The sequence below is a fragment of the Mesorhizobium sp. WSM4312 genome (assembly GCF_002294875.1).
In the GTDB taxonomy this organism is placed as follows: Bacteria; Pseudomonadota; Alphaproteobacteria; order Rhizobiales; family Rhizobiaceae; genus Mesorhizobium.
This window is the reverse complement of record NZ_NSFU01000015.1, coordinates 138,995-157,257: the sequence shown is the minus strand read 5'-3', so window position 1 is coordinate 157,257 and position 18,263 is coordinate 138,995. Positions and strand designations below refer to the sequence as shown.

General features: G+C 60.3%; 13 protein-coding genes and 1 pseudogene. 9 read left to right on the top strand and 5 right to left on the bottom strand.

What is annotated here, in order from left to right:
- Positions 1-2: 2 nt before the first annotated feature.
- The 4 genes from CK228_RS25040 to CK228_RS25025 are packed head-to-tail and all read right to left on the bottom strand — an operon-like array spanning position 3 to position 4,559.
- A complete protein-coding gene (locus CK228_RS25040) occupies positions 3-1,103 on the bottom strand; it encodes a glycosyltransferase family 4 protein (protein ID WP_095789605.1) in 1,101 nt (366 codons plus the stop codon).
- The gene (locus tag CK228_RS25035; protein WP_095789604.1) at positions 1,088-2,380 is read right to left on the bottom strand and encodes a TIGR04295 family B12-binding domain-containing radical SAM protein; all 1,293 of its coding nucleotides are present in this window, start codon (positions 2,378-2,380) and stop codon (positions 1,088-1,090) included. Before CK228_RS25035 ends, CK228_RS25040 begins: the two co-directional genes overlap by 16 nt.
- The gene (locus CK228_RS25030) at positions 2,377-3,456 is read right to left on the bottom strand and encodes an NAD-dependent epimerase/dehydratase family protein (RefSeq protein ID WP_095789603.1); all 1,080 of its coding nucleotides are present in this window, start codon (positions 3,454-3,456) and stop codon (positions 2,377-2,379) included. Before CK228_RS25030 ends, CK228_RS25035 begins: the two co-directional genes overlap by 4 nt.
- A complete protein-coding gene (locus CK228_RS25025) occupies positions 3,453-4,559 on the bottom strand; it encodes an NAD-dependent epimerase/dehydratase family protein (RefSeq protein ID WP_095789602.1) in 1,107 nt (368 codons plus the stop codon). Before CK228_RS25025 ends, CK228_RS25030 begins: the two co-directional genes overlap by 4 nt.
- A gap of 220 nt (positions 4,560-4,779) precedes the next feature.
- Here CK228_RS25025 and CK228_RS35930 point away from each other — a divergent pair.
- A pseudogene (locus CK228_RS35930) lies at positions 4,780-5,051 on the top strand (hypothetical protein).
- A gap of 42 nt (positions 5,052-5,093) precedes the next feature.
- Here the strand turns inward: CK228_RS35930 and CK228_RS25015 are convergent.
- Entirely contained in the window at positions 5,094-5,753 is a 660-nt protein-coding gene (locus CK228_RS25015) for a response regulator (RefSeq protein WP_095789601.1), read from the bottom strand.
- A gap of 266 nt (positions 5,754-6,019) precedes the next feature.
- On the opposite strand from CK228_RS25015, the gene CK228_RS25010 reads away from it, so the two are divergent.
- The 8 genes from CK228_RS25010 to CK228_RS24965 all read left to right on the top strand — a co-directional run bounded on the left by CK228_RS25010 (position 6,020) and on the right by CK228_RS24965 (position 18,083).
- Positions 6,020-9,130: a CheR family methyltransferase gene (locus CK228_RS25010; protein ID WP_095789600.1), complete on the top strand. Its 3,111-nt coding sequence runs from the start codon at positions 6,020-6,022 to the stop codon at positions 9,128-9,130.
- Positions 9,127-9,504 (top strand): response regulator, encoded by a 378-nt coding sequence (locus CK228_RS25005; protein ID WP_095789599.1) that lies wholly within the window; start codon positions 9,127-9,129, stop codon positions 9,502-9,504. The genes CK228_RS25010 and CK228_RS25005 overlap by 4 nt, the downstream gene beginning before the upstream one ends.
- A 1,512-nt stretch (positions 9,505-11,016) precedes the next feature.
- Positions 11,017-11,241, top strand: coding sequence for a hypothetical protein (locus CK228_RS24990; RefSeq protein WP_245438106.1), 225 nt, complete (start codon positions 11,017-11,019; stop codon positions 11,239-11,241).
- 333 nt (positions 11,242-11,574) lie between these two features.
- Positions 11,575-13,968, top strand: a complete 2,394-nt coding sequence (locus CK228_RS24985) for an FdhF/YdeP family oxidoreductase (protein ID WP_095789660.1) — start codon at positions 11,575-11,577, stop codon at positions 13,966-13,968.
- Between the two features lie 56 nt (positions 13,969-14,024).
- Positions 14,025-14,585: a cytochrome c gene (locus CK228_RS24980; RefSeq protein ID WP_095774659.1), complete on the top strand. Its 561-nt coding sequence runs from the start codon at positions 14,025-14,027 to the stop codon at positions 14,583-14,585.
- 11 nt (positions 14,586-14,596) lie between these two features.
- The gene (coxB, locus tag CK228_RS24975) at positions 14,597-15,574 is read left to right on the top strand and encodes a cytochrome c oxidase subunit II (RefSeq protein WP_095789597.1); all 978 of its coding nucleotides are present in this window, start codon (positions 14,597-14,599) and stop codon (positions 15,572-15,574) included.
- A gap of 38 nt (positions 15,575-15,612) precedes the next feature.
- Complete coding sequence (gene ctaD, locus CK228_RS24970) at positions 15,613-17,484, top strand: cytochrome c oxidase subunit I (RefSeq protein WP_245437894.1); 1,872 nt, start codon at positions 15,613-15,615, stop codon at positions 17,482-17,484.
- On the top strand, positions 17,481-18,083 hold the full coding sequence (locus CK228_RS24965) for a cytochrome c oxidase subunit 3 (RefSeq protein ID WP_095789595.1): 603 nt from the start codon (positions 17,481-17,483) through the stop codon (positions 18,081-18,083). Before ctaD ends, CK228_RS24965 begins: the two co-directional genes overlap by 4 nt.
- Positions 18,084-18,263 lie beyond the last annotated feature (180 nt).

The following is an 18,263-nucleotide window of genomic DNA, read 5'->3' as shown; positions in this document are numbered from 1 at the left end:
GATCAGCGCTCCGCAACGGCCAGCGCCGCCTTTTCGTAGACGTCACGCATGGCCGCTGCCTGTCTCGCCAGAGTGAACCCGCGGCTTCGGCGGAAGGCGGCGTGGCCGAGCTCTAACCTGTGCCCGGCATCACTGGAAAGGCGATTGATGCAGGCAGCGAGATCATGCGGGTCACGCGCGTCGAAGAACATCGCGGCACCGTCCCATAGTTCGCGATAGGTCGGGATGTCTGAGAGCACCAGGGGGGTTGCCGACATAGCCGCCTCCAGCGCCGCCAGACCGAACGGTTCGTACAGCGATGGCGATACAAAAATGCCGGCCCGGGCCATCAAGGAGCGCACCTCGTCATAGGGCAGCGCCCCGAGAGGAACGGCGTGGTCGACGGTGGCGCGCTCGCCGTTCGGGCCGTGAAGCGAACCGGCTGTAAAGAGAGGCCATTGCGTCAACGAGGCGGCCTGGTCGACCACCGCCACATTCTTTCCCTCGTCCCACCAGCGGGCGGCGGCGAAAACGAGCGGCTGGCGGGTTTCCGCTGGCGGGACTGGGCGTGCGGCATTTCCCACGACGTGAAGGCGTGCGATCGGGCCATAGCAGGTCTCGAGCATCTCGGCATGGCTGCGGCTCGGGGCGATGACTGCGTCGGCCCTGTCGAAGCCACGCCTGTTGCGCTCCTTCTGCCAGCTCCATGCGTTATCCAATGCCTGTCCCTTGACGCAATGGAACCAAGTCGTCACGCATGAATGCGAGACCGCTATGACTGGGCAAGGCGCATCCAACCCCACGGCCTGCGTCGGTCCGTTGAGATGGACAAGGTCGATCGCGTAGTCGCGTATCGGCGCACGCAATTCCAGCGGCAGACCGTCGAGGTCGCCGGTGCTTCGGGTCATCCAATCCAGAGGCGTATTCAGCCAGATGAGCGTCGCGAAAGTCCTTGCCTCATTGGCCTGTTGCCCAGATGGTTGCGGCCCCAGACCGGCGAACACAACCCCGTCGCCGCCATTGACCAATTCCCGGCCGAGATCAAGCGCATAGCGCCATACTCCGCCCATGGCATCGACGGTCATCAGGACGCGGCGTTTGCGTGGCGTCAGTGTCCGCAACATGCCGCCTCCAGTTCCGCCAGCGGGCGCGGGCGCTTTTCCTGGATGTCGCTGAACTTCTGGAACGATGCGAGGTAATGATCATGGGCGCGCTCCCAGGCAAGGTCGTCGGGTTCGCCCCAAAGCTCGCGATAGCTGGGCGAACTCGGATATGGATAAAGCGGTACCGGTTCATTGGCCCACACGCCATTGTCGATCAGGTGGGCTCGCCAGTGATCGACAAGGGCAGGATCGTCCTCGACGACGCCGATCAGATTGGCCTGAACGAAAGGAACGTGGCGTCTGGCCTTGACCAGCAGCGCGGCGAGTTCCTCGGTGTCCAGCCTACAGCGCTTCGCGAGCATGGCCCGCCCTTCCACCGTCAAGCTTTCGAGGCCGGCTTCGATGGAGACGCAGCCTGCCGCGCCGAGCAATTCCAGCATCTCAGGTTTCCACAGATCGATGCGGGTCTGGACGCCGAATTTCACATCGCGGCTTACCAACGCCTCCAGCAACGCCTTTTGCGGCAAAAAGATTTCGTCGATGAAGTAGATGTAGCCGGCACCTTGGGCGATCAGCCGATCGATTTCAGTCACCACCGCTTTGTGGTTGCGGCGGCGATAGGCATCGCGGAAATCGATCTTGGCGCAGAAGCTGCAATTGTAGGGGCAGCCGCGCGACGCTTCGACCTCGGCGCCGAATCCAAACTGTTGGTCATCGAACCGGTGATGATGATGCGAATGGGCGGCGATCCAGTCGGATGGCCATTCCAGCGGCGGGTGATCGACAAACGAACTGGAATGGACCCCGCCGTTCGAAACCAGCTTGGCGTCCAGCAGATAGGCGGTCGAGGGCACCGCGCTCCAATCGTCGCGTCGTGCAAGTTCGGCGACAATTTCCTCGCATTCGCCGCGCACGACGATGTCGGCGCCCAGCTTGCGCAAGGTCGGCGCCGGCGTCGCCGAGCCATGTGGGCCGACCGCGACCGTGCGGCCGCCACGCCCGGCCAGACGATTGAGGAAATCGGCCGGCACGCGCAACTCCGGCGGTGCGCAGCGCCAGAACAGATAGGTCGGGGCGGTGCTGACAACCGTCATTGCCGGCGCGAAATCAGCCACGCGTCCGCACAGCCCTGAGTTGTCGAGTTTCTGCAATTGCCCGTCCAGCAGCAGCACCTCATGGCCGGCCGCTTCGAGCAGGGCTTTCGAATAGCCGAGTTCCAGCGGCAGATGCGGTTGGCGGCAGCCGAAATAGATGCTGTCGTCATATGTCCAGGACGGGTTGACCAGGGCTATTCTCATGCCACGTACCTCACGGCTTCGGGGCGGGGCTCAAGCCGGTGGCGCTGCAGCCAGTCGGCGAGATCGCGAATGCCCTCGCGCCACGCAACCTGCGCCTTCCAGCCAAGCGCGGTCTGGATCTTGCGGGTATCGGCGACGAAGAAGGGCTGGTCGCCGGTCCGTTCCCCATCATGGCGGACCGAGAGTTCGCGGCCGGTCAGGCTGCCGATCTCGCTCAACAGCATACGCAGGCTGAGCGCATTTTCTGGTCCGCCGCCAAGGTTGAATGCCTGGCCCTCGGTAATGTCGATATGGTCCAGCACAGCCCTGTAGGCGGCGACCGCATCGGAAACGTGCAGGATGTCACGCACCTGCCTGCCGTCGCCGTAGACGGTGATGTCCCGTCCTGTCAGGGCGCTGAGCAGGAAGTGCGCTACCCAACCCTGGTCCTCCGTTCCAAACTGGCGCGGTCCGTAGATGCAGCTCATCCGCAGTACCGCCGTGGGCATGCCATAGGATTTGGCGTAGTCGAGCACATATTGGTCCGCCGCGCCCTTGGAGCAGCCATAGGGCGTGCAGAAATTCAGGCTGTGGGCTTCATCGATGCCGCTGGCCTGGATCGCGCTATCGCAAGGTATGTAGCAGTCGTCGTGCGGTTGAACCGCGACGTCGGGGAGGCTGCCGTAAACCTTGTTGGTGCTGGCGAAAATCACCGGAATGCCCTCGCCGCTCAGCCGCGCCGCTTCCAGCACGTTGAACGTTCCGCGAAGGTTGATGTCGAAATCCTCGTCCGGCCGGACCAGGCTCGTGGTGACTGCCGTCTGTGCGGCCAGATGGAAAATCGCCTTGGATCTCATCAGAACCGGGGCCAGGGCATTGGCGTCCCGCACATCAATGGTCTCGACGGTAAGGCGGCTACCATGTTTCTGGACAAGCCATTCCAGGTTCTGTTCGACGCCGGGACGGCTGAGATTGTCGACCACCAGCACCGGCTCGCCATCCGACAACAGGCTATCGGCTAGATTTGATCCTATGAAGCCGCTGCCGCCGAGGATGGCGACCGGCGCTTCGCGTCGGTTGCGTGCGCCCGGGCTCATGACACCAACCCGCGCTCTTCGAGTTCGCGCTTCATTTCGGTGCCGCGGTCGACGGCGGCCGTATTGCGCACCCAGGAAACGAAATCCACGAGAGAATTCTCCAATTGCAGGCCGGGTTCGAAACCGAGCAGTTCACGCGCCTTGGAGATATCGGCGAAGCAGTTGCGAATGTCCCCGGAGCGCGCCTTGCCGAGCAGTTCTGGCGAACGGTTCGGTATTCCCATGGCTTCCGCCAGCAATCGCGCGACTTCGCTGATCGCATAGGCGCGGCCGCTGCCGATGTTGATGACGTGGCCCTTTGCCTGACGTTGCTGCAGCGCAAGACGAAAGGCACGTGCGACGTCATGCACATGAACGAAGTCGCGCTTCTGCTCCCCATCCTCGAAGATCATCGGCCGTTGGCCATTGGCGAGACGTGAAGCGAAATTGGCCAGCACACCGGTATAGGGATTTGATAGTGCCTGGCCGGCACCGAAGACATTGAACAGGCGCAACGCGACCGCATCGATGCCGTAGGCTTCGCCGAAAATCAGCACGGCGCGTTCCTGGGCGTATTTTGTCAGCGCGTAAATCGAGGCGAGGTCGACCGGCTTTTCTTCATCCGTCGGCAGCGGCGAAAGGGGTTCGCCTTCCGGCGACAGCGGATTCCACTGTCCGCTTTTGATGTCGCTTAATTTGCGCCTTGCATTGTCGATGCGCCGGCCGTCGGGCGTGGCATAGAGGCCCTCGCCATAGACGCTCATCGAGGAGGCGACGACGATCCGTTCGACCGGATGCTTGATCAGCGCTTCAAGCAGTGTCGCCGTGCCCAGATCGTTGGTGCCGACGTAGCGCGCGATCTCGTACATTGATTGTCCGACACCGACTTCCGACGCCAGATGAATGACAGCGTCGACTCCTTCCAGCGCCTCGGCAACGGCCTCGCGATCGCGAATATCGCCCTTGATCAGAGCGGCACCGGTGGGAAGCGCGACCGCTTCGCCCGCATGCACCTGCTCCAGCAGGACGTCGAGAATGCGAACTGAATAATTCTGAGCGATGAGTTCTTGTGTGACGTGGCGGCCGATGAAGCCGCAGCCTCCTGTAACCAATATGCGTTTCACGACGACTCCTCTCCCCGGACAAGTGACTTCGGCGCCCCGAACTTTTCGGCAAAAGGTTTGTTCCCTGTGCTTCAACAAAGTTCCCTTCGCGGGCTTCGTCTGAAAGCAAGCGCAACGCCATCGGCCCACGATGCGGGAACATTCCCGCCGGTATGCTGTTAGGGCGCTCGACAGCCGCCGTGAGGCCGTAAGGCGAAGCCTATGATCAAGGGAGATTTCAATGTCGCAGTCCCACACGACCACCAATCACGACGAAATTCGCAAATGGGCCGAGGAGCGGCAGGGCCGGCCGGCAGTGGTCCGCACCAAGGGCGAGGGCGGCATCTTGCGGATCGACTTTGGCGAACCCGAGGAAGGATTCGACTCATTGATTGGGACGAGTTCTTCCGCATATTCGACGAGAACGATTTGGCCTTCCTCTATCAGGCCAAGACCAGCGACGGAAAGTCCAGCCGTTTCAACAAATTCGTCGAGCGCGATCGCAAGAGTTGAGAAGTCCTGGCGGGAGGCGACTTGGCCTCGGCCCAGGAGAATTCAATGCATCAGCTTTGCGCCGCGGGCTTTGGCCACCTCTCGCATGACATCGTTGAGCCAGTTTTCGGTGGACTGGCCAAGCTGCCGGTGGTCGACGTCCCGGATCGCTTGCTCGAGTGTCCTCTCGACCAGCCGGTCCGATGCGTGGACGTCCCCCAGCAGAAGACGCGCCGCGAGGCGCAGTTTGGGCAAGAGGGTGAAAACGTCGTCTGGCGGGGAGGGCACGGAGATGTCCGCTTGTTCGGATGCCTGCCGCGGAAAAAGCGCATTGAACACAGCCTTGCTGCCCGAGGATTTCCGCAAATTGCTGGCGTAGCGGAGATGCTCGGGAATCGCGATCTCGTTGTCACCGCTGAAGAATACGAAGGGGATACCGCGGCGCATCAACTTGTCGGCGATCGGAAACACGCGTCGGCCATTAAGATTGACGTCCAGGATTGCAGCTTCGGCTTGATCGGTATGTTCAGACGCCTGCTCGACTGTAGCCGCGGGCCCGAGGATGATAGCACCCATGTTGCCGAAAAACCTCGCAAGATCCCCCGCCAGCGTCCATTCGTCTTCGACAATCAGAATATGCACCCCCCGCAGATCGCGCACGTCGTTATCCTTTATTCGAACGGTGTTGAGGATGCAAAGAAGGCACTCCCATTTTCCTGTCATCCAGTGCCGCCTGCAATCGTTTCGCCAGCACGAGCATGCGATCCGGTACGGGCCCACCGAGACGTTCCACTCACTCAGGCGCCCCCCACACCATGAGCGCCAGGAGTTTCAAGCCAGCAAAGCGTTTTGTCATTGAACCATCATGGACATCGGGCCAACGTCGTCCATGCTGACTTGTTCCATCCTCCAAGCGCGCTATATGGTCATATCCTGTCCGATCCGACCTTGAGAGACTTCATGTCGGTCGGGCGAAAGGTGGACATGCCGTGACAGCCCGATCAATCAAGTTCCCCATCGTCGGCATCGGTGCGTCCGCGGGGGGCATCCCCGCAATGGAAGGGTTTTTCAAGGGCATCACCGGTCGGCCGGGCATGGCGTTCGTGATCATCACGCACCTTAGTCCCAAGCGCAACAGCCTGCTGCATGAGGTTATCGACCGCTACACCGAGATGCCTGTCGTGGTGGTCGAGGACGGCGTGGCCGTTGAACCCGACCACGTCTATGTGATGCCGGAAAACGTCACTCTGGTCATTGAGAACGGCGTGCTGCACCTGCGGCGGCCCAATGGGCTTACCCAGGAGCGCAAACCCATCGACATCTTCTTCAGCGCACTCGCCGAAGACCAGGGTGAATACGCGGTCGGTGTGGTACTGTCGGGAGGTGATTCCGATGGGACCTTGGGTGCCAAGGCCATCAAGGAGCGGGGCGGGCTTACCGTGGCGCAAGCACCGGACGGCTACGGCCCGCGCAACCCCGACATGCCGCAGAGCGCTATTGCCAGCGGTCTCATCGATGTTGCCGTGCCCGCCGAGGAGATTGGTGCGAAGCTCCAGGCTTACGCCCGCGGCTTCGACACGCTGGATGGGCTGCCGAACGAAGAGGACGACCCTACGGCCGACATAGATAAGGTCCGCGAACAGATATACGGCATTTTGCGCAGCCACTCCGGCCACGACTTTTCAGGCTACAAAACCAAGACATTCCTACGCCGGATCAAGCGGCGCATGCAGATCGCTCAGATTCAGTCCATCAGCGCCTATATCGATTGGCTGAAGAAGGACCCTCGCGAGGTGATGAATCTGTTTCGCGATCTGCTGATCAACGTCACCAACTTCTTTCGCGATCCCGATGCCTTCGAATTGCTAGAACAAAAGATCATCCCGCGGCTGTTCGAGGGCAAGACGGCGAGCGATACGGTTAGGGTCTGGATTCCCGGCTGCGCCACCGGCGAGGAGGTGTTCTCCATCGCCATCCTGCTGCGTGAACACATGGAAATGCTGTCAGCCATTCCGCGCGTCCAGATATTCGCCACCGACATAGACGAGCCTGCCCTGGCGGTGGCTCGCGCCGCACGCTATCCCGAGGCCTTGATGCAGGGTCTTTCCCCGGAGCGCAAACACCGGTTTTTCAACGGCGATGGCGAAAGCTACGTCATCAGCAACGAGATCCGCGAACTGTGCATCTTCTCGCCGCATAGCATCATTCGCGATCCGCCCTTCTCGCGCATGGATCTGGTTTCCTGCCGCAACCTGCTGATCTATTTCGGCCCAGCCGTTCAAAGCCGCGTTCTTCCTGTCTTCCACTATTCGCTGAAGCCGGGTGGCTATCTTTTCCTCGGCACGTCCGAAAGCATCGGGCAGCACGAAAATCTGTTCGCCACCATCGACAAGAAACATCGCCTCTTCCAGGCACGGGAGCATGCCTCGCCACATATCAGGCTGCCGGCCCTGTTCGGGGATTCCACTTCCGGCGTCTTTCCCGCCGAAACCGCTGGCTTGAAGAAGGGCACGGTCGGCTACCCGCTGCGGCAGGCTGTCGAAGCGCAGGTGCTTGAGCGGTTCGCGCCGCCGCATGTCCTCGTCAACGCCGAAGGCGACGTCGTCTACTATTCGGCGAGGACCGGCAGATACCTCGAAGCGCCGCAAGGTATCCCCAGCCGGCAGGTGCTGACGATGGCCCGCCGCGGACTTCGGCTGGACCTACGCGCCGCATTAAGGGAGGCGACGACAACACGCCGCACGGTTGTGCGGGACAACCTCAGCGTCGAGGAAGATGACGAACGCGTGCAACCGATCAAGCTGACGATCGAACCGCTTGCCGAGAGAGGCAATGGTGAGCCGCTTTACCTTGTCCTCTTCGAGCCGTCGGGACCGAGGCAAGCTCGGTCCAATGAGGACGGTGGCAGCCATAACAGCGACAGCACGGCCGATCTCGAGCGGGAACTGCGCGACACAAGAGAGCGTCTTCAATCCACCATAGAAGAATACGAGACGGCCCTCGAAGAGGTGAAATCCTCGAATGAGGAACTCGTCTCCGTCAATGAAGAGGCGCAATCGACCAATGAGGAACTTGAAGCGTCCAAGGAAGAGATGCAGTCGCTCAACGAAGAGCTCAACACGATCAACGCGGAGTTAACCAGCAAGATAGATGAGCTAGATCACGCAAACAGCGATCTGCGGAACCTGTTCGAAAGCACCGATATCGCGACCATCTTTCTCGACCGCAGTCTTGTGGTGCGGACCTTCACGCCGGCGGCCTCCTCCTTCTTCAACCTGCGCCCCTCCGACGTCGGCCGGCCCTTGACGGATCTGTCGAGCCAACTCGATTATCCAGAGTTGAAGCAGCACATCGACAAGGTGTTCGAGACAGGCGAGACCCTGAACCACCATCTTGCGCGCGATTCCAGGGGCCTGTTTCACATGGTACGCATCAATCCCTATCGGGACAAGGGTAATAGGATACAGGGCGTCGTGGTGACATTGGTCGACGTGACCACGCTGGCGCGGGCGGAAGAGCATCAGCAGGTACTCATCTCGGAGCTCAACCATCGCGTCAAGAATATGCTGGCGGTGGTCGCCAGCATCGCCAACCGCACGCGGGACAGTTCGGATACGAAAGAAGCATTCGCGGATGCGTTGATAGGCCGGTTGCACTCCATGTCCAGAGCCTACGGACTGCTGACCCGCGAGAGGTGGAAGGAGGCTTCGGTCAAGGAATTGCTGCATCAGGAACTGGAACCCTTCGGCATCGAACGGATCGAACTCGATGGCGACGACGTAAAACTCGGCCCGCAACAGGGCCTTTCGCTTAGCATGGCCATCCATGAGCTGGCTACCAATGCGGCCAAATATGGCGCCTTGTCCAAGCCCCGAGGCAGGATCAGCGTCAAATGGGCCATGGATGGCGACAGTTTCACGCTTCGCTGGCGCGAAAAGTACGGGCCTGCCGTCAAGAAGCCGTTGAATGATGGCTTTGGCCTGAACCTGTTGAAGGGGGAAATCGCCTACAGGCTCGGCGGTCATGTCGAGACGTTTTTTGGCAAGGAAGGTCTCGATGTCCATATCGCCTTTTCGGCAAACCATGAGGATACGCCGTGAGCGATACACCCCGCGTTCTGGTGGTCGAGGATGAGTGGCTGATCGCGCAGGACATAGCGTCCGAGTTGCGTGCAGCGGGCTATCCGGTGGTCGGCCCTGTTTCGTCCGTGGCCGCCGCGCTTCAACTTGTGGAGGCGGACAAGATTGACGTCGCGTTGCTGGATATTCAACTCAACGGTGAAACAAGCTTACCGATCGCGGAAGTCTTGTTGGCTCGCGGCACCCCGTTCGCGTTCGTAACGGGATTTGGGGAGCGCGATGTTCCAGCCCCGTTTCGAAACTGCAAATTCGTGGCAAAACCCGCAACCGAGGCGACCATCCTCACCGCCGTGGCCGACCTAGCGTCGCTTCGCGCCGCCAAGACGCGGTCGTGATTTCAAGCCAGCCAGTCGCGATCAATCCAGCGGCTTGTCGGTAGGCCGGGGCGTGGTGCTCGGTTGACGTGGCCGCCCGGCATTTCGATTGGCGACTAGATTATCCAGCGCCATGCTCAATGGCCGGGATGCGCCGGCGGCCGTTGGCGTCACCGGCTTTGCGCCGGCGTCCGTTGTTTGGCATCTCGCTTTGGGTGCGGCAGACCACCGCGTTCGGCGATCGGACGGCGGGTTTCGAGTTTGAACCTTCCTTTGGCATGGTGGCTTCTTTCCTTGCAAAGCAGGAAAAACGTTCATGCAGGCAGGTCAATCTTCGACGCGGTTGAAAGTTCCGGGACCGGGACGATACCAGGCTGGCGGCTGCAACCGCCTCGAAGAGATTTATTCCGGCTCGGAGGGTCGGCCGCAGATCATGAAGGACGGTCGATCTCGCCGTTCTGGAACCTTTGGCCTGAAGCGTGTCTTCCGCTCAGACGCGAGCGACTCGAATAAGGCGAAGTGGAACAACTTACGTCGATGCAGGTTGCGTGTCGCACGGCGTCGTCGCCCCCCTTCGTTGACGCTGCACGATCGGGATCCCTCAACCTGATCAGCCCGCGCGCTCTCCTTTGCCGGGAGGCGCGGGCTTTTACGTTGGCCGAACGATCGTGTTTTGACTACAGGCGGGAACAACCCACCGGTTCGACGGTTCGGCGTTCAGGAGAATCGGAATCCACTATGCCGATGAAATTGCATTCAGGCGCGTGAAGATGCTGGTCGAACATACGTTCTCGCCAGAAGCAGGAGGCATGATTTTGTCTCGACCGAGTTGGCGTGCAAGGCCACCCGCCAAGTGGTTCGCAGCCCGATCCAACCGAACTCGACCAATTGCTGGCCCGAAGTGCGGTAAAACAAGGACTTTCCGTGCGCTTCGACCGAATAGGTCCCTTGTCGACTGCTTTGCCCGAACTCACAGGGGAAAAGCCAGCATGAAAGCCTTGTGGTCGCTGTGCGGCATCGGCGTTGCTGGCGTTGGCGCAACAACAATGTCGTTCTCGTCAAATCCAAGACGAATACGACGCAAAGCCAGCCAGTCGGCAAGAATTCGAAGATGGATACTAGTGCTGGCAGGGAACCCAAGGCACGTGTCGCCCAAACCCTCTAGCGGTTAGCGGCCATCCGGCGGTTCAGGTGGCCGCCGCTGCTTATCCGGGTTTGCGACGTCGCCGGGAAAATGCGAAGCGACATCCTGCCAATAATTCTTACTAGAACCGATTTCGCGGCGGGCATGGGCTTTCTTGGCGCGGTGCACCAGGAGTTTGAGCTCTGATATTAGCTGGCGCAGTTTCCTTTGGGCAAGCAATAGAGTTTCGCGCGCAAGCCCCGCACGCGCCACTCGACGAAGGCGGACGACATCGTATTGACGTGCTCATCGGAAACGATGCCTCCAGCCGTCTGGGGGCGTCCAGGTGCGGAACATCTCTGCTGGGCTGATCATAACACACGGTGAGAATACGGGCATGGAGCGTGGTGATGGGCATCCTTGCCGATCTGGACAAGAAGCTGACGGACAATCTGTATGAACAGGGGCGAGCTTACCGAACCCGCTGCCGACCTGCCGAGGGCGGTCGTCGGAACGTCGACCGGCTGATGCCTTTCATTCAGCCCGAAGCGCGCGAGGTAGTGAGAAGACAGGTCCTCGGGCTTGTCCACGAATACAGGATCGAGAACCCTGCCGGCGCGGCCGAGCAGGATTAGCAGATCTGGTAGAGGCAATTTCCCTACCCTGTCGTCGCTTCGCGGACCTGATCGGGCTGAAGGGGCTGTTCGCCGATCACCCCGAAGAACTTGGCGGAGCCTGGGACCAAGCCCTGGCATCCGATCGCATGGTCGATCCTCAAGGTCAAAACCCATCGCGAAGTGTCGCCACCGCAGTTCACATATGACCAGATCAGGAAGCTGACCTCGTCGCTCGCCCAGGGCGACACCGACGAGATGGGCGTCATCCGTGGAACCGTCCGACAACTGCTAAGTTCTATATTGCCGGCGCAAGACTCGTGCCACGCCGGCGAAGTGAGCGGCGAGGCGGAAATGACATCAAAGACACGGTCCCCAACCATCCGACCATATAAGGGACCCGCTGGCGGCTGGGGGTCGGCGAAATCCGTCGCAGCGATTAACTCGAGAGAACGTGTCCTCTTGCGAGACCCAAAGCTCCTTTCGAGCCAGAACAAGCCTGAAGGATATATGTGCGTCAGCTGCGCCTGGGCAAAGCCTGCTCAGCCACATCCGCTTGAGTTCTGTGAAAATGGCGCCAAGGCTACTGCGTGGGAGACGACGTCGCGTCGAGCCGGTCCGGCATTTTTTGCCAACCACACGCTGGGCGAGCTGGAGACCTGGTCGGATCACGACCTGGAAGAACAAGGTCGCTTGACGCATCCCATGCGTTGGGATGCAGCCAGCGACAAATACATTCCGGTCGCCTGGTCCGATGCCTTTGATGAGATTGGGAGAGAGTTGCGTTCTCTCGATCCTCATCAGGTTGATCTCTACACGTCCGGGCGTGCCTCGCTTGAGACCAGTTACATGTACCAGCTGTTCGCACGTATGTTTGGCAGCAACAATTTGCCTGACAGCTCCAACATGTGTCACGAGAGCTCCTCCGTGGCGCTCCCGGAAAGCATCGGCTCATCCGTCGGGACGGCGATCCTGTCCGATTTCGAGAACACCGACTGCATTTTCTACATCGCGCAGAACGTTGGAACATCGTCGCCTCGGATGCTTCATGATCTCCAGGACGCCGTCAACCGGGGCGTCAAGATCGTCACCTTCAACCTGCTGCGCGAACGGGGGCTGGAGCGCTTTGTCAATCCGCAGTCGGCACAGATGCTGACCGGGAAAGAGACAAAGATCTCGTCGGAATATTATCAGGTCAGGAATGGCGGCGATATCGCAGCACTGTTCGGGGTATGCAAGGCGCTGATTGAAGCTGACGACGCCCTCAAGGCATCGGGCGAGAGCCGCGTGGCGGGGCAGGACGGGAAGCCGAAGGACCAGGACAATGCGGCGATGGTCGCCTTTGCGGCTTCGATGGCCTCGGCAGACAAGAAGCACGTGCTCGATCACGATTTTATCCAGGAACACACCACCGGTTTTGAGGAATTTGCTCAGGCCGCGCGAGCCCATCAGTGGGAGGAACTCGAACGCGTGTCGGGGCTCAGCCGCTCAGAGATGATGCAGGCTGCTAAAACTTACGCGAACGCCAGCGCCGTCATGATGATTTACGGCATGGGCCTGACGCAGCACCTCCTGGGTGTCGAGAACGTTCACATGGTCTGCAACCTGGCACTGCTGCGCGGCAATATCGGCAAGCCCGGAGCAAATATCTGCGCCGTGCGCGGCCATTCCAACGTGCAGGGCCAGCGGACCGTCGGGATCACCGAGAAACCCGGGCTGGCGCCTTTGGACAAGCTTTCCCAGCTCTACGGCTTTGAGCCGCCGACATGGACGGGCCGCTCGACGGTCGAGACCTGCGAAGCGATCATCAACGGCCAGTGCCGCGCGTTCATCAGCCTGGGCGGAAACTTCCTGAAAGCGATACCCGACACGGCCGCCATGGAAGAGGGATGGCGCAAGCTGCATTTGAGTGTGCAGATCGCGACAAAGCTCAACCGCAGCCATGTGCTGCATGGAGAGGTCGCTTATCTGCTGCCGTGCCTGGGGCGCATTGAAGTCGACCAGCAGGCAAGCGGTCCGCAGGCGGTGTCAATTGAAAGTTCGATAGCTCATTTCCATGGCTCTCGCGGCAAGGCGAAACCGGCCAGCTCCGAGCTTCTCTCCGAACCTGCCATCGTTGCCGGCATCGCCAAGGCTACACTCGGACAAACGAAGGTTCCGTGGGACGCCTGGGTCGGGAACTATGCGCAGATACGAGACGCTATCGAGCGCACTTACCCGGAGACGTTCAAGGATTTCAACAAGCGGCTTTTTCAACCAGGCGGATTTGCCAGGCCGTTGCCCGCGCGAGAACGCAAGTGGGTGACGAAAACGGGAAAGGCCAACTTCATCACGCCGCACAGATTGTTTCCCGAGTTCTCCACATCGGGGAGGGCCGACGTCCTGCATCTTTCGACACTGCGATCCAACGACCAATTCAACACCACGATCTACGGCTACAGCGATCGATTCCGTGGCGTTGAAGGCACTCGCCGGGTCGTGTTCATGAACGGCGAGGATATTAGCCGCCTGGGCTTCGTCGATGGCGAGCACATCGATGTGACGACGGCGATCGACGATAATAACATTCGTAAGGTCACTGGCCTGAGGATCGTTCAGTACAACATTCCGAAGGGATGCTGTGCGGCGTATTACCCCGAGGCAAACCCGCTTTTCCCTTTGGCTCATCATGATCCGAAGGCAAAAACACCTTCCTATAAACTTCTACCTGTGCGCCTTACCAGATCGAGCCTTAATCCGGACGGCTAATTCATTTATGGGCTGAGGGCCCCTTGATAGATTCAAGAAACCCAAACTGGGCATTCGTGGCGGCAGCGTTTCTGCTGATCGGTGTCGGTGCCTGGTTGGGCTGGTTTCGCCAGGCCAGGGAGCTTCGTGTGGATCCCCCCGTAGCGGCCGATCTCGATCAATTCCGGCTCATGCCCAATGCGATCAGCGGAACACCGCCAGAGAGTTATTTTGCGCAGGGCAAGCTTTATGAAACGGATGCCTACAATCTGAGCCAAGGCAAGCGCCTTTACGCCTGGTTCGGGTGCTCGACATGCCATGGAGACGGACGCGGCGGTGTCGGCCCCTCCTTCCTTGACGGCTGGTGGCTGTATGGTCCTGAAGTGGTCTCCATCGTCGCCTCGATCCGCGATGGCCGCCCGCACGGCATGCCCGCCTTTCACGACCGCATGACTATCGAGCAGATCTGGCAGCTCGCGGGTTATGTCCAGACGATCGGCTCGTATACGCCGAAGACAGCGGCGCCTAGCCGCAACGATGACAAGCAGACCCGCCCGGCCGAGAACCGCGGCCCCGCTAAGATTCTCTTCGATGAGGGCCCGGTGGGTGTCCATCCAGATCAGGGACCTTCGCCGTGAGAGCCCCTTGCATGGGCCTGTTGTCGACGGGTGCTCTGGTGTCAGGCTGCAATGGCAGCCAGTCTGCGCTTAACCCCTACGGGGCTCCCGCCATTCATCTCGAGAATCTGATCATCGGGATAGTTGCCCTGTCCGCGATGATCTGGTTGCTGGTGATGGTCATGCTCGTCCTGGCGCTCAGGCGGGGGCGTGGGGCCGAGACGGAAGGCCGGACATCGGAAGGTCGGCTCACAATGACGGTCTCGGCCGCGGTCGCGGTGACGGTGGCCATTATCGCCGGCATGACAATCGCCAGCTTCTTCACCACCCGCAGCATCGGGGTCCCGCAAAGTGCTGCCGTGACGATCACCGTGAGAGCACAGCAATGGTGGTGGCAGGTCATCTACGCCGGGTCCGATGGCACGCCCACCTTCCAGACCGCCAACGAAATCCATATCCCCGTCGGTCAAGATATCCGGCTTCAGCTTGAAAGCGCGGACGTCGTCCATTCGTTCTGGGTTCCCAGTCTGGCCGGGAAGCAGGATCTCGTTCCGGGTCGCTCAAACGATTTGCTGCTTCGGGCGGAAAAGCCTGGCATCTATCGCGGGCAATGCGCCGAGTTCTGCGGCCTGCAGCATAGCCACATGGCGGTTATGGTCGTCGCAGAGGCTCCCTCCGATTACGCGCGCTGGATCACATCACAGCGCGCCGATGCGATGATGCCGGCCGATCCCGATGCCGCGTCGGGGCAGGCGGCCTTTCTGGCAAAGCCCTGTGCGGCCTGCCATACCGTCCGCGGAACGCAAGCTACCGGTACGACGGGACCCGACCTGACGCATATCGGCAGTCGCCAGACAATCGCCGCCGGATTGCTGGAGACCACGCGCGGTTCGCTGGCGGCCTGGATTGCCGACCCGCAGACGCTGAAGCCGGGGAACAATATGCCGATGGTTCCGCTGACCAGCATCGAGCTCCAGAATATCTCCGCCTATATGGAAAGTCTCAAATGAGGGCAGTAGCGGATCGCGAAGGCGTTCGGGACACCGGGATGGAAGCCGTCGAACTTGATCGTCGACTTGCCGCGACCTGGTCAACGCCCCCCGGCCTATGGGGTGCCCTATCGACTGTCGATCATAAGATTATCGGCCGCCGCTACATCGTCACGGCGTTTGTCTTTCTGGCACTCGGCGGAGTGCTGGCTTTGCTGATGCGGCTGCAGCTGGCGCAACCCGAAGCCCGGTTCGTCGGGCCCGATCGCTACAACCAGATTTTCACCATGCATGGCTCGAATATGATGTTCCTGTTCGCCGTGCCCGTCATGCAGGCGATGGCCATCTACCTGGTGCCCTTGATGGTGGGAACGCGAAACATCGCATTCCCGCGCCTCAACGCGTTTTCCTACTGGATGTACCTTGCCGGCGGTCTGCTGTTGTGGATCGCCTTCGCCGTCGATACCGGTCCGGACGTTGGATGGTTCGCCTACGTACCGCTATCGGGGCCTCAATATGCCGCCGGGAAGCGGGCCGACATATGGGCCCAGATGATCACCTTTACCGAGGTTTCCGCTCTCGCCATCGCCGTCGAAATCGTCGTCACCGTGTTCAAGCAACGGGCGCCGGGAATGTCACTCGACAGGATTCCGCTGTTCGTCTGGTCGATGCTGGTCACGTCCTTTCTGGTCATCCTCGCCATGCCGGCGATCATGATCGCCAGCACCAGTCTGATCCTCGACCGGCTCGTGGGGACGCATTTCTTCAACCCGGCCGAAGGCGGTGACGTGCTGCTGTGGCAGCATCTGTTCTGGTTCTTCGGCCACCCTGAGGTCTATATCATCTTCCTGCCCGCGGTGGGCATGGTCTCCAGCATCGTCGCTACATTCACACAGCGGCCGGTGTTTGGATATCTGGCCATGGTGATGGCCTTGATCGCGACGGGCGTTCTGGCCTTCGGGCTGTGGGTGCATCATATGTTCGTGGCCGGCCTTCCGCGGCTGGGCGAAAGTTTCTTCACCGCCTCAAGCATGGCGATCGCCGTTCCGGCAGGCCTGCAGATCTTTTGCTGGCTGGCGACGATTTGGGCGGGACGGCCAATCTTCAAGACGCCGTTTTTGTTCGTCATCGGGTTCATTGTCGTGTTTGTCATTGGTGGGCTGACCGGCGTGATGGTGGCATCGGTTCCGTTCGATACACAGGTTCACGACACCTATTTCGTCGTCGCGCACTTCCACTACGTCCTGGTCGGTGGCGCCGTGTTTCCCTTGCTGGGCGCCGTCTATTACTGGTTTCCGAAACTGACAGGCCGAATGATGAGCGAAACGCTTGGCCGCTGGTCGTTTGGCCTCATCTTCTCGGGTTTCAATCTGACTTTCTTCCCCATGCACATTCTCGGCCTGCAAGGCATGCCGCGGCGCATCTATACCTATCAGCCGGAGATGCCGTGGTCCGGCCTGAACATGTTCATCAGTCTCAGCGGGATCGTGCTGGCCGCCGGTTTCCTGCTGTTCTTCATTGACGCCATACGCAGCGCCAGATCAGGTCCCGTCGCACCAGCCAATCCGTGGGGCGCCTCAACGCTGGAGTGGGCGACGTCTTCGCCACCGCCGTCCTATAATTTCGCGCGGCTGCCTGTCATAGAACGCCTAGAGCCCTTGTCGGACAGATCGGACCCACTTGGTATCGTCGAGGGTCTGTACACGGACAGGCGCGAACTGCTTATCACCGGTGTCGTGGAGGCGCGTGCGCAAGCGCGTGAATCATCGGTCGGGAGTTCGATTTGGCCGCTCCTGGCGGCGCTCGCTACGTCAGCAATGCTGATTTGGTCGATCTTTACCCCTTGGGCCGTGGTCTGGGGCTCCATACCGATTGCAGTCGCACTCATTGGCTGGTTCTGGCCAAAGGGCGACCCGGAGGACGAGACATGAAGCACGACGTCGTCCTTGACGTGACGGAGCTTCCCGCGCATGGCCTTGGCACTGCCAGCCTGTCCTGGTGGGGAACGCTCGCCTTCATGCTTATCGAAGGCACCGGTTTTGTCCTTTCGATCGTGATTTATCTCTATCTGATGAGCGTGGCACCGCGGTGGCCGCTGGATACTGCGCCGCCTGATCTGCTTGCAGGCACGACCCTGACGGTCGTGCTGCTTGTAAGCCTCATACCCAATGTCTTTGTTACACGCTGGGCGCGTAGCCAAGACCTACGAAAGGTCCGAATGGGCCTCATTGTCATGTCGCTGGTCGGCGTCTTGCCGCTTATCTTGCGTGTTTTCGAGTTTCCCGCCATGCACATCAAGTGGGACCAAAACGCCTATGGATCGATTGTATGGGTGATGCTCGGCCTGCATACGACACACATCTTGACCGATCTGGGTGAGACCGTCGTGCTGACCAGCCTGATGTTCACGCGCCATGGCGACAATGCACGACGGTTTGGCGATGTGGCCGACAATGCGATGTACTGGAACTTTGTGGTGCTGACGTGGTTGCCGATGTACGTGTGCCTCTATTGGGTTCCACGACTTTGAGCAGACGCTGGTTGCGATACACGGGATTGGTCGTGCCGCCTGCCGCTTGGGCGGTCACCACCCAGCTTGGACAAATCACGCCCTATGTGGATTGCCGACAGAATTTTCCCTGGACGGCCGCCCTTTGTGCCGCGCTCCTAGCGGCGTCGATAGTTGGTGTCGTGGCATCACGTACGGGCT

What these genes read in the sequence shown, in the direction of transcription:
- CK228_RS24985 (WP_095789660.1), top strand. Translation starts at nt 11,575, where the DNA reads ATGACATCAAAGACACGGTCCCCAACCATCCGACCATATAAGGGACCC.
- CK228_RS25040 (WP_095789605.1), bottom strand. Translation starts at nt 1,103, where the DNA reads ATGTTGCGGACACTGACGCCACGCAAACGCCGCGTCCTGATGACCGTC.
- CK228_RS24965 (WP_095789595.1), top strand. Translation starts at nt 17,481, where the DNA reads ATGAAGCACGACGTCGTCCTTGACGTGACGGAGCTTCCCGCGCATGGC.
- CK228_RS25030 (WP_095789603.1), bottom strand. Translation starts at nt 3,456, where the DNA reads ATGAGCCCGGGCGCACGCAACCGACGCGAAGCGCCGGTCGCCATCCTC.
- ctaD (WP_245437894.1), top strand. Translation starts at nt 15,613, where the DNA reads ATGGAAGCCGTCGAACTTGATCGTCGACTTGCCGCGACCTGGTCAACG.
- coxB (WP_095789597.1), top strand. Translation starts at nt 14,597, where the DNA reads ATGGGCCTGTTGTCGACGGGTGCTCTGGTGTCAGGCTGCAATGGCAGC.
- CK228_RS24990 (WP_245438106.1), top strand. Translation starts at nt 11,017, where the DNA reads ATGGGCATCCTTGCCGATCTGGACAAGAAGCTGACGGACAATCTGTAT.
- CK228_RS25035 (WP_095789604.1), bottom strand. Translation starts at nt 2,380, where the DNA reads ATGAGAATAGCCCTGGTCAACCCGTCCTGGACATATGACGACAGCATC.
- CK228_RS25015 (WP_095789601.1), bottom strand. Translation starts at nt 5,753, where the DNA reads ATGACAGGAAAATGGGAGTGCCTTCTTTGCATCCTCAACACCGTTCGA.